This window comes from Rhodococcus sp. NPDC076796, assembly GCF_040702765.1.
In the GTDB taxonomy this organism is placed as follows: domain Bacteria; phylum Actinomycetota; class Actinomycetes; order Mycobacteriales; family Mycobacteriaceae; genus Rhodococcoides.
On the sequence record NZ_JBFBMS010000002.1, the window covers coordinates 641,692 to 654,022 of the forward strand.

Annotated in this window: 8 protein-coding genes; all 8 read left to right on the plus strand. The window is 63.7% G+C overall.

The window, feature by feature from the left end:
• Positions 1 to 30 precede the first annotated feature (30 nt).
• The 8 genes from AB0366_RS08335 to AB0366_RS08370 all read left to right on the plus strand — a co-directional run bounded on the left by AB0366_RS08335 (position 31) and on the right by AB0366_RS08370 (position 12,328).
• Entirely contained in the window at positions 31 to 1,146 is a 1,116-nt protein-coding gene (locus AB0366_RS08335; RefSeq protein ID WP_366243433.1) for a thiamine pyrophosphate-dependent dehydrogenase E1 component subunit alpha, read from the plus strand.
• Positions 1,143 to 2,147 carry an alpha-ketoacid dehydrogenase subunit beta gene (locus tag AB0366_RS08340; protein ID WP_366243434.1) on the plus strand — a complete coding sequence of 335 codons (1,005 nt, stop codon included), beginning with the start codon at positions 1,143 to 1,145 and terminating at the stop codon, positions 2,145 to 2,147. Before AB0366_RS08335 ends, AB0366_RS08340 begins: the two co-directional genes overlap by 4 nt.
• Positions 2,144 to 3,397 (plus strand): dihydrolipoamide acetyltransferase family protein, encoded by a 1,254-nt coding sequence (locus AB0366_RS08345; protein ID WP_366243435.1) that lies wholly within the window; start codon positions 2,144 to 2,146, stop codon positions 3,395 to 3,397. Before AB0366_RS08340 ends, AB0366_RS08345 begins: the two co-directional genes overlap by 4 nt.
• Complete coding sequence (lpdA, locus tag AB0366_RS08350; protein ID WP_366243436.1) at positions 3,394 to 4,761, plus strand: dihydrolipoyl dehydrogenase; 1,368 nt, start codon at positions 3,394 to 3,396, stop codon at positions 4,759 to 4,761. The genes AB0366_RS08345 and lpdA overlap by 4 nt, the downstream gene beginning before the upstream one ends.
• A gap of 102 nt (positions 4,762 to 4,863) precedes the next feature.
• Positions 4,864 to 5,742, plus strand: coding sequence for a LysR family transcriptional regulator (locus AB0366_RS08355; protein ID WP_366243437.1), 879 nt, complete (start codon positions 4,864 to 4,866; stop codon positions 5,740 to 5,742).
• Between the two features lie 134 nt (positions 5,743 to 5,876).
• Positions 5,877 to 6,803 carry a zinc-binding dehydrogenase gene (locus AB0366_RS08360; RefSeq protein ID WP_366243438.1) on the plus strand — a complete coding sequence of 309 codons (927 nt, stop codon included), beginning with the start codon at positions 5,877 to 5,879 and terminating at the stop codon, positions 6,801 to 6,803.
• A 39-nt stretch (positions 6,804 to 6,842) separates the two neighbouring features.
• Positions 6,843 to 10,904 (plus strand): acyltransferase domain-containing protein, encoded by a 4,062-nt coding sequence (locus AB0366_RS08365; RefSeq protein ID WP_366243439.1) that lies wholly within the window; start codon positions 6,843 to 6,845, stop codon positions 10,902 to 10,904.
• Positions 10,901 to 12,328 (plus strand): MFS transporter, encoded by a 1,428-nt coding sequence (locus AB0366_RS08370; protein ID WP_366243440.1) that lies wholly within the window; start codon positions 10,901 to 10,903, stop codon positions 12,326 to 12,328. The genes AB0366_RS08365 and AB0366_RS08370 overlap by 4 nt, the downstream gene beginning before the upstream one ends.
• Positions 12,329 to 12,331: the final 3 nt, after the last annotated feature.

Below are 12,331 nucleotides of genomic sequence, written 5' to 3' on the forward strand. Positions count from 1 at the left end.
CCATACAAGCCGATTTCAGGAGAGTGCGCCATGACGACCGTCGAGAAGGTACCGGCAACGTCCTACCAACAGTTCATGCCCGCCGACCATCCCGTGCAATATCTCGCGCCGGACGGGACGGGCGTCGACAGCGCCGCACGCTATGCGCGACCGTCCGACGAACGCCTGCTGGAGATGTACCGCTCGATGGTGCACGGTCGCCGATTCGACCAGCAGGCAACAGCGTTGACCAAGCAGGGTCGGCTCGCGGTCTATCCCTCCTCCCGCGGACAGGAGGCCTGCCAGATTGCCGCAGCCCTCTGCCTGGGTGAGCAGGACTGGATGTTCCCCACGTACCGCGACTCGATGGCCCTCGCCGCACGAGGCGTCGAGCAGGTGGAGTTGCTGGGCATGCTCGCCGGCTACTGGCACTGCGGGTACGACCCCACGGCCTACAAGGTCGCTCCCCAATGCACCCCTCTGGCAACACAATTGCTGCACGCAACCGGCTTCGCGTACGCCGAGGCCAAGCAGGGACGAGACACCATCGCTCTCGCGTTCTGCGGAGACGGTGCCACCAGCGAGGGCGACTTCCACGAGGCCCTCAACTTCGCTGCGGTGTTTCGGGCTCCGGTCATCTTTCTGGTCCAGAACAACGGATTCGCCATCAGCGTCCCCCTGGCACGTCAGAGTGCGGCTCCCTCGTTGTCGCACAAGGGCGTCGGCTACGGCATCGGTAGCGAGCAGGTCGACGGCAACGACCCCGTCGCGATGATGGCCGTGATGGACGAGGCCGTGAAGTACGTCCGCGCAGGCAAAGGACCGGTGGTTGTCGAGGCACACACCTACCGCATGGATGCACACACCAACGCCGACGACGCCACCCGTTACCGCAAGGCCGACGAGGTCGAAGGATGGTTGGCCCGAGATCCGCTCTCGCGCTTGGATTCCTACCTCGACGGTCGGGGCGTCCTCACCGACGAGCTCCGCGAGCAGATGACCGTTTCCGCCGACGCCGACGCTGCAGCTTTGCGCGCCGGCATGAACGTCGAGCAGGACGTCGACCCCGAGGATCTGTTCCGGTTCGTCTACTCCTCCCCCACCCCCGGTCTGATCGACCAGCGCAATCAGATCGCCGCCGAAATCGCAGCAGGAGAACTGTCATGACCACGATGACCATGGCCGGAGCCCTCAATGCAGCCTTGCGCGATGCATTGACCGAGGACGAGAAGGTCGTCGTGTTCGGCGAGGACGTCGGCACGCTCGGCGGCGTCTTTCGCGTCACCGACGGACTGACCCGGGACTTCGGCGACGACCGCTGCTTCGACACCCCACTTGCCGAGTCGGGCATCGTGGGATTCGCGATCGGAATGGCGATGTCGGGCTACAAGCCCGTCGTCGAGATGCAGTTCGACGCCTTCGCCTACCCGGCCTTCGAGCAGATCGTCTCCCATGTGGCCAAGCTGCGCAACAGAACTCGTGGATCGCTCACCGCGCCGATGGTCATTCGGATTCCGTTCGCCGGCGGCATCGGCGGCGTCGAGCATCACTGTGACTCCTCCGAGGCCTACTACGCCCACACGCCGGGGCTGAAGGTCGTCTCCCCGTCCACCGTCGCCGACGCCTACTCGCTGATGCGCGACGCCATCGCAGATCCCGATCCGGTGATCTTCCTCGAACCGAAGCGCCTGTATTTCTCCAAGGACGACATCGAGTTGGGAAAGACCGAGCCGATCGGCACGGCGGTCGTGCGCCGGGCCGGTACCGATGTCACGCTTCTCGCCTACGGCCCGACGGTGTCGGTGGCCATGCAGGCTGCGGAGTTCGCGGCCGAGGACGGCCGGAGCGTCGAGGTGATCGACCTGCGATCGCTCAATCCGTTCGACGACGAGACCGTCGCGGCCTCGGTACGTAAGACGGGCCGTTGCATCGTGATTCAGGAGGCGCAGGGCTTCTCCGGTGTCGCCGCGGAAATCGCCTCACGGGTATCCGAGCGTTGCTTCCACCACCTGCATGCTCCCGTACTGAGGGTCACCGGGCTCGATATTCCCTATCCTGCACCGAAACTCGAACACTTCCACCTGCCGTCCGCCGACCGTGTGCTCGATGCCATGGACCGACTGCAGTGGAACGACGCCCCGGATCTCAGCAAGGCGGTCTCGGTATGAGCATGCAGGTATTTCTGCTCCCCGACCTCGGTGAGGGACTGACCGAGGCAGAGATCGTCGAGTGGAAGGTCAAGCCCGGCGACACCGTCACCATCGATCAGGTCGTCGTCGAAGTGGAGACCGCGAAGGCGTCCGTCGAGGTGCCGTGCCCCTTCGAGGGTGTTGTCGGCGAACTCCATGCGGCCGAGGGCACGTCACTCGCGGTCGGCGCGCCGCTCATCAGCATCACCGGCGGTGCCGTCGCCGATGTTCCTGCGGCCCACGAGCGCTACCGCGAGGAAGAACGCGCAGGCTCGGGAAATGTGCTGATCGGCTACGGCACCGGACACGGCCCGACCGGACGTCGAAAAAGAGCTTCGCAGGTGAGCGGAAACTCGACCCAGGCTACGAATTTCCGCTCACATGCACCGAAGGTGCTCTCCCCCATCGTTCGGAGCATGGCACTGCAGGGCGGGCTCGATCTGACGTCTATCGATACCGCCGGCGGCCACGGAGTCATCACTCGCGCGGACGTCGAGCGCGCGCTGGCCACGCCAGTCACTTCTTCGCGCGAGGGCGTGACTCGAATCCCGATCACCGGTATTCGTAAGACCATCGCAGACAAACTGTCTCGCAGTCGTGCGGAGATTCCGGAGGCGACCGTCTGGGTCGACGTCGACGCCACGGCTCTGATGCAGGCCCGACGCGACCTCGACGCATCCATCGACGGAGTGAAGGTGACGCTGTTGGCGGTCCTCGCCAAGCTCACGATGATCGCACTGGCCAAGTTCCCCGAGCTCAACAGCACGGTCGACACCGCAGCCGGAGAGATCCTGCGCTACGAGAACGTCGGACTGGGTATTGCCGCGCAGACCGATCGCGGATTGATGGTTCCCGTTGTGCCGCAGGCCGACAAGGCCGATCTGAAGGAGCTCGCCGAGCGGCTGGCCGAGCTGACCGAGCTGGCGCGAACCGGCTCCCTCCCCGCAGCCCGCCTGAGCGGCGGAACGTTCACACTCAACAACTACGGAGTTTTCGGGGTCGACGGATCGGCCGCGATCATCAATCACCCCGAGGCAGCGATCCTGGGCATTGGGCGCATCATCGACCGCCCCTGGGTGGTCGACGGCCAATTGGCCGTGCGCAAGGTTGCGCAGCTGTCGCTGGCCTTCGATCATCGTGTGTGCGACGGCGGAGTAGCAGGCGGGTTCCTGCGCACTGTTGCCGATTTCGTCGAGAACCCCGTCGTGGCATTGGGTTCCGTCCGATGAGTGACGTCGATGTTCTCATTCTCGGCGGTGGATCAGGTGGGTACTCCTGCGCCCTGCGGGCCGCGCAGCTCGGCCTGTCCGTGGCATTGATCGAAGAGGACAAGCTCGGTGGCACCTGCCTGCATCGCGGATGCATCCCCACCAAGGCACTGCTGCATACCGCCGAAGTGGCCGACGCGGTCCGCGGCTCGGCGCATGTCGGCGTCACCGCGTCGCTCACAGGTGTTGATATGCCTGCGGCACTGGACTATCAGCGCAGCGTGGTCGCTGGTCTGTACGCGGGGCTGCAGGGACTGCTGAAGCGTCCGGACATCGAGATCGTGGCCGGTCGCGGCCAGGTGGTCGGTCCTCGCACCGTCGAGGTGGAGGGTCGACGCATCACCGGAGCCTCGCTGGTTCTCGCCACCGGCTCGTACTCACGCACCATCCCCGGTATCGAACTGGGGCCGCGTGTCCTCACCAGCGACAGCGCACTGTCGCTGGACCGGGTGCCGGAGTCGGTCGTCGTGCTCGGCGGCGGTGTGATCGGCATCGAGTTCGCCAGCATCTGGGCATCGTTCGGTGCCAAGGTCACGGTCGTCGAGGCACTGGATCGCATCGTTCCCGGTGAAGACGAGTGGGCCTCGAAGCAGTTGACCAAGGCATTACGCAAGCGCGGCATCGACATTCGTACCGGTACCAAGGTCGAGACCGTCACCGAATCTCCCGACGACGTTTCGGTGGGACTGTCATCCGGAGACAGCCTCACCGCAGATCTCGTCCTGGTGTCTGTCGGACGCGGACCCCGTACGGACGGTCTGGGTCTAACCGAGCAGGGCATCGCCACCGAACGCGGCTTCGTCTCTGTCGACGACAATCTGCTCACCACCGCGGACGGCGTCTATGCCGTCGGCGACATCGTGGCGGGGTATCAGTTGGCGCACCGAGGTTTTCAGCACGGTATGTTCGTCGCCGAGCACATCGCCGGACTTTCGCCTGCGCGTATCGACGGAGACGTCGTTCCACGCGTGACGTATTCGCATCCCGAGGTGGCGTCGGTGGGACTCACCGAGAAGGCCGCTGAGCAGAAGTACGGCACAGTGACATCGGTGGTCTACGACCTCGGCGGGAACGGCAAGAGTCGAATCCTCGCCACCGCAGGTGGAGTCAAGGTGATTCGAGCACGCGACGACGGTCCGGTTATCGGCGTCCACCTTGTCGGCGATCGAGTGGGCGAGTTGATCGGTGAGGCGCAACTCGCAGTCGCATGGGAAGCATTGCCATCAGAGGTCGGTAGCTTCGTGCATGCACACCCCACGCAGAACGAGGCGTTAGGCGAGGCAATGATGGCGCTGTCGGGACGGCCGTTGCACGCGCACAGTTGAGCCTCAGTGTTCGATGCCTCAATCGAGCAGACGAGCGGTACACACTGGATACTGATCGGTAGGTTCTATGCATACGGAGTCTGAGCAGGGGGCGGTTTCGAGATGGAGATCAAGCAGCTCAAATACTTCTTGGTGGTCGCCGAAGAACTACACTTCGCCCGTTCGGCAGAACGACTGCACGTCGTCCAGGCCGTGGTCAGTCAACAGATCCGAAGACTCGAACACGAACTTGGCCAACCGTTGTTCGATAGGTCCAAACGTCAGGTAACGCTTACCGCTGCGGGACGCAGGCTCGTCCCGGAGGCTCGAGCAGTACTCGACGCAGTGTCACATGCCGCGGCAACCGTGCGATTTCGTTCCGATGAGCCGGACGCGCCACCACACCTCCGGCTGGGGATAGCTGGAGGCTCGGGAACCCGCGTCGACCTGGTGCTGGACCACCTCGGAACACATTTTGCCGATTTGCTCGTCACTCTGGAAATAGGACAGGTCTGGGAGCAACTCGACGCCGTCCGTTCGGGTTCACTCGATGCCGCACTGGTTCGGCTGCCCCGAAACGATCAAGATCTGGAGATGATTCCGGCATGGTTCGACCGAATCGTCGTGGCGATTCCCACGCGCCACCCACTGGCGTCCAAGCCCGATCTAGCGTTGTCCGATCTGGCAGACCTTCCACTTCGGCTGATTCCGTCCGAGCAGAACCCCGCCTTCGCCGCCACGGTGCTCCGTGCCTGTGCCGACGCCGGGTTCGAGCCACCTACGGGAATTCCGTTTCGAGATCTGCAGACTACGGTGCTCGAACTCGGATCGGGACCACCGTCGTGGACGGCGATGTACGAGGGCTCCGCGCAGGCATTGTCGACCGAACGCGTTTCCTTCCGTTCCGTGACCGATCCTGGCATGGTCGTGCAAATGTGGCTGGCTGTGCGGGAAAAAACTCCGATTGTGGATGCGCTGGCCGAGGCGTGCGCCCGCGTCTGATCTTCTCTGATCGTTTTTTGTGAACCCTGAGTGCGCGAATTGCTTCTGGTTCGCGACGACAGAGCGGCGTTGACTCGTCGTCGTACAGATTCACACCGTCTCGGTGTGACCATACGACGAGATCGGATACGCCGATGTACACGACGATCAACACCCCTGACTCTGATACTCCCATCCAACGCATCGAAGCCGAAGATCCGAAGCCGGCCGCCGATGAGGCTCTCGTGCGGATCCATTCGTTCTCTGTCAACCGCGGGGAACTCGCCCTCATGGCCGCGAGGGGCCACGGCTGGCGACCCGGCCAGGACATCAGCGGCATCGTAATCGATGCGGCCGCAGACGGGAGCGGACCCAAAGCAGGCACACCCATTGTCGGAATGGTCGACGGAGCAGGATGGTCCGAACTCGCAGCCGTGCGAACCGATCGAATGGCCGTCCTCCCAGATACGTTGGGCACCAACATCGCTGCCGCTCTACCGATGGCGGGACTGACCGCGCTACGAACCGTGCGCTTGGGTGGCGAACTCCTGGGACGCAAGGTCCTGATCACCGGTGCCAACGGCGGCGTGGGTCGATTTCAGATCCAATTGGCCAGTGCCGCAGGTGCGTCGGTTACAGCGATCACGACAGCCGGCGAGAACGAAGCCAGCGAACTGATCGAACTCGGAGCAACCGAGGTCACAACTACCCCGTCGGATGCATCAGGTCCTTTCGATCTGATCATCGAATCCGTCGGCGGCGCAGCACTCGAAGCCGCACTGTCCGTGCTGGCACCCAAGGGCACGCTGGTAATGATCGGCAACAGTTCCGGCACCAAGGCCGAGCTCGATGTCTTCTCGTTCATTGGTCACGAGGGCGCGACGATCACCAACTACATGTCGTATGCAGTCGAGTACCCCGAACGCGAGGACCTCGAATTGCTCGTGAGCTTGGCCGCCGACGGCCGCCTCGATCCGACACCCGGGTACTGCGTCAGTTGGTCGGAACTCACTCATGTCATCGAACTGATGAAACGACGCGAATTGCCCGGCGGAAAAGCTGTACTCACGATCTCCCACTGACCTGCATCACTCGGTACTGACGAACAGGAACGGTGCGCGATGCGCGAACGACCGACAGATAGCGACAGCAATATCGGGGAGGGCATAGCCATCGTAGGTATGGCGTGCAGGGCACCAGGAGTTCACGGAGTAGACGAGTACTGGAACCTTCTGATGGAAAGCGTCGACGCGATCTGCGACGTTCCTGCGAACAGGTTTCGGGTCGATGACACTGACGACCCGCGGATGCGTCGCGGTGGATTCGTCGACAACGTTGCCGGTTTCGACGCGGAGTTCTTCTCCATTTCACCCCGTGAAGCCGAGTCGATGGATCCGCAGCAACGTCTTCTTCTCGAATGTGTATGGGAGGCGTTCGAGGACGCGGGCCACCCACGGCAGAAGTGGCAAGGAACCAATACCGGGGTTTTCGTCGGTACCGATACCTCGAACTACTGGGAGCGCCGGCACCGCTCCGATCCCAACGTGTACGGCGTCATGGGTGGCGGTGCGCGTTCGTCCATGGCAGGTCGCGTGTCGTACGTCTTCGACCTCAATGGCCCTGCACTGTCCATAGATTCGGCATGCGCTTCGTCGCTCAGCGCGGTTCACCTGGCCAGTCGCAGCCTCAGGGACGGCGAGTGTACCGCCGCGATCGCGGCCGGTGTGCACCTGATACTCGGTCCGTGGGAGAGCCGGGCGTTCTCCGACGCGGGCATGCTCTCCCCCGACAACCGCTGCAAGTTCGGTGATGCCGACGCCGACGGATTCGTCCGAAGCGAAGGGATCGGCGTCCTGCTTCTGCGGCCTCTTGCCGACGCTCTCGCAGACGGCGACCCGATCCATGCCGTGATCGCAGGCAGTGGAAGCAGCAACGACGGATCCGGCAGTGACCTGTTCATGGCACCGGCTCGTTCGGGTCAACGACTGATGCTCGAACGTGCGTACGCCGATGCCAGGATCGACCCATGCACCGTCGCCTTCGTCGAGGCACACGGAACCGGGACGCAGGCCGGCGACCCCGTGGAACTCGGTGCCCTCCACGATGTGCTGGGCCGCGACCGGTCGCCGTCGAACCCGCTGTACGTCGGATCCGTCAAGACGAACATTGGACACGCCGAAGCAGCCGCCGGAATCCTGGGAACGATCAAAGCGGTGCTGGCGAGTAAACACCGAGTCATCCCCGCCAACCTCAATTTCGTCCGCCCCAATCCCGAGATCGATTGGGACGCAATGTCGATACGAATTCCGACAAAAGCCACACCACTCGGCGACCACGCGGTCGTCGGCGTCAACGCGTTTGGCGTCTCGGGCACGAACGTCCACGTCGTCCTCGCCCCAGCACCGGCACCGAACCCGACGCCTCGGACCGATGCCGCACGCAGCGAGTCCGGCACCGCCCACGTGCTGACCCTGTCCGCCGGCACCGAAGAATCGCTGCGCGACACCATTCGCTTCCACCTCGCCTACTTCGGTGCGGGTGGCTCGGGCGCAGATGTCGCGCTGGCAGATATCTGCCACACGGCGGCCATGCGCCGCACACATCATGCCGCGCGCACCGCGGTCGTGGGCGACACCCACGACGAGATCAGCGACGCGTTGCGCGCGATTCTGCACGATCCCCCGGAACAGCTTCGTCGCATTCCGCGTCGAGTTGTCTTCGTCTTTCCCGGGCAGGGATCTCAATGGTTCGGCATGGGACGAGATCTCCTGAAGACCTCGCCTGCGTTCCGATCTGCCGTACTCGAATGCGAGCAAGCGATCGTCGACGCCGCCGGGTGGTCCTTGATCGACGCGTTGACCGACGATACGCAGCAGTGGGACCGAATCGACGTCGTGCAACCGAGCCTCTGGGCCATGCAGGTGGCGCTAGCGCGAACCTGGCAGCGTTTCGGGGTCGATCCAAGTATCGTCGTCGGCCACAGCATGGGAGAAGTTGCGGCAGCATGTATTTCGGGAGCTCTGAGCGTCGCTGACGGTGCACGCATCATGTGTCTTCGATCGTCCGCGATGAGCACGGTGGCCGGCGAAGGAGCAATGCTTGTGGTCGGTGCTCCGGCGACCGTCATGGAACAGTGGATCGCGGACAACAACACCGACGTGGTGGTTGCGGTCGTCAACAGCTCGACCTCGACGGTGATCTCGGGCCCGACTACGCACATCGAGGATGCCGAGAAAAACCTCGACGCCGCCGGCTATTTCGTCCGACGCGTTGCCGTGGACGTGGCCAGCCACAGTCCGCAGATGGACCCACTGACGCGGCCGCTTGCTGCCGATCTTGCCAATCTCTCGCCACGCAGCACCGAGATCGACTTCTTCTCCACGGTTGCGGCAGCACGAATCGACGGCGCTGAACTGGATGCGGACTACTGGGCGTCGAACCTGCGCAACCAAGTTCGCTTCGAGGAGGCTATTTCCAGCATCGCCGCCGACCGACCCACCGTCTTTGTCGAAATTTCACCCCATCCGCTATTGAGCAGCGCAATTCGTGACAACGACTCGGCCACCGACAGCGTGACGGTATCCACCACCACCCGCAACCAACCGGAACGTGCCGAAATCCTCCAGAATGTGGCCGCGCTGTACTCGGCCGGCATCGACATCGACTTCGCCGCCCTGTACGAAAACGGGCGATGCGTGCCAATGCCCCGCTACGCATGGCAACGAGAACGCTTCTGGCTCGACGATGCGTTCGACACGAACTCGATACCGTCGGCGGACACCCCGAAGCAGACCCACCCGATCATCCTGGATGCAGCACAGTCGCCGTACTTGGACGAACACGTGCTGCTGGGATCGCCCATGATCTCGGGTGCCACCATGATCGAACATGCTCGACGAGTGGCGGTGTCGATTCTGGGCACGGATCACGTGACGATTCGAGACGCGCACTTCTTCGAGCCGCTGTTCACCGCCGATTCTGCACTGTTCATTGATGCACACGTGCAGTCCGAGAACAAAGTTCGATGCGAACTGATCGACGGCCGAGGAGTTCGATACTTCGAGTGCACCATCTACGACTCGGTGGACGCAACGCCTGTGACGGTGGCGGTGACACCCGTCAACGGATCGACGGTCCTCGGATCCGACTTCTACTCCGCAGCACAGGCAGGAGGCCTCGATTGGGGCCCTCGATTCCGCGGCGTGCAGGCGGTGCACCGGGCACGTGGTGCCTTGTCTGCCAAGGTCGTTCGCCCGAATGTTCTCGAGGACGACGGATCCCCGTTGCACCCCGCGTTGGTCGAGGCATGCCTGACCCCGCTGCTCGCATTGCTCGAGCGACCGGGCTGGATGGTGGCCGAACACATCGATCGAATACGCATCCTCGGATCGGCCACCACGATGACCAGTCACATCACCCTTCGCGACAACGGTGTCGACGGAACCACCCGAGCCGACGTCGTCGTACTCGACGAAAGGAATGAAACGATGGCCGAATTCACCGGCGTGAACGTCCGAACATCCGCACCTATCGACAGTCAGTGGCGTCCCCACGGGGCCGCCACCGAGGTAGCCGATCCACTCGCACCGCAGGCGACCGTCGCACCGGCTCCCTCCGCGGAGTCATCGATCGTGCTGTCCGGCGACCTCGACATCGTCGAGCCCACCTCTGGACTGCACATTCGGTTGTCCGGGCGTATCGAGGTGAACCCCGGCGGCACTGCCGACACGCGGCTCCCGGCGTCGCCCCCTGCACGTACCGCCCCCGCGCAGCCCTCGGCACCTCAGCCCGCCGCACCTCAGCCCGCCGCACCCCGGTCTACCGGCCCTCGTTCCACCGAGCCTGCCCGCTCGACTGTGCCCCCGGCTTCTTCGTCGGCCCCGGCGGCAAGAACGCCTGCTGCCCAACAGAACAGTGCGGACACCGCCACGGACGTGGACGTACTCGACCTGTTGATGACCACAGTGGCGAGCACCCTGCGCAAGCCCAAGGCAAAGCTGTCGGCCGATTCGCGCGCACGGGACATCGGACTCGACTCGATCATGTCGCTCGAGGTGAAGACACGGCTACAATCCGACCTCACCGTCGATATTCCGGCGAAGCTGTTGCTGCAGGCAGCGTCACTACGCGATGCGGCCGACACCATTGCCGCGCTGCGAGATTCCCGTGAGCTCCGACAATGACCGACCAAATCCACCATCCACGGCGATTCGGTAAATCGAAGCAGGCAACTGCGCTCGTGACGTTGATACTCGTCGGATCTCAGTTCATGGTCTCGATGGACGCCACGATCGTCAACGTTGCCCTGCCGTCCATGCAGGACTCCCTGGGACTCTCCGGATCCGCCCTCCCCTGGGTCGTCAATGCGTACGCCCTACCCTTCGGCGGACTGCTCCTACTCGGCGCACGTTTGGGCGACTACATCGGCCGCAGGCGGGTGTTCATCGCCGGCACACTGTTGTTCACCGTCGCCTCGCTCGCCTGCGGATTGGCCTCTACCCCCATCGAATTGATCGCAGCTCGCGGTGTTCAAGGCGTCGGTGCCGCGGCGATGTCTCCGGTTGCCATGGCGATCCTGGTGGCCGAGTTCGAAGGCGCGCAGCGCAACAGGGTGCTCGGACTGTGGGGAGCTATGTCTGGACTCGCAGGAGGTGTCGGGATGGTGGCGGGTGGACTCCTCACGTCCGCATCGTGGCGGTGGAACTTCTTGGTCAACGTTCCTGTGGGCGTGGCTGTTCTGGCAGGCTCCGCTCTACTGCCCCCAGGCCGTCCCCGTACGATCGGCCGGCCCGACGTGATCGGTGCCATGCTCGCGGCCGTGGGACTGTCGACAATCGCCTACGGGGTCGCGATCGCCGGGGAAAGTGGATGGACGTCGTACTCCACGCTCGGCTCGCTCGGATCGGGAGCTGTGGTCGTGGCTCTGTTCACGCTGTGGCAGCGCCGGGCCGAAACCCCGTTGGTCCACCTCGGCATCTTCCGCAACCGCGCGGTCTCGATAGGGATCGTCATCGTTGCGATCACCGGCGCGCTGGGACAGGTCACCTACTTCACCTACACGATATATCTGCAGCGTGAGCACGGATTCGACCCTGTAGCGGCAGGCTTTGCGTTTCTCCCCATCAGCATCATCCTGTTCGCCGCATCCACCCGCGTTCAGATGCTGATCGCGAAGGTGGGCCTACGGCGTTCGCTCAGTGCGGGTTTGATGCTCTCCGCCGTGGGCCTGCTCTGGAGCACTCGGATCGGATCCGACGAAAGTTTTGCGTCGGAGTTCCTCGGACCGTCCATTCTGTGGTCGCTGGGGTGGGGCATAGCGCAGGCGACCTCGTTCATCGCCGCCGCACAAGGCACATCGAGTGCCGAATCGGGCACCGTATCCGGATTGATCTCGACCACATACCGTCTCGGCGGGGCCATCGGACTCGCAGCCATCCTGAGCGTCGCCGCCGCCAGTTCCACCGTTCTGCAATCGGGCGGCACCGGAGGCGACCTTCTCGACGGTCTCCGAGCCGCGTGGTGGGCGGGAGCTGGGCTCGCCTTCATCGGTGCGCTGCTGTCCTACGCCCTGCCATCCCCCCAGCGCACTTCCACCCACATCGGATAGAAA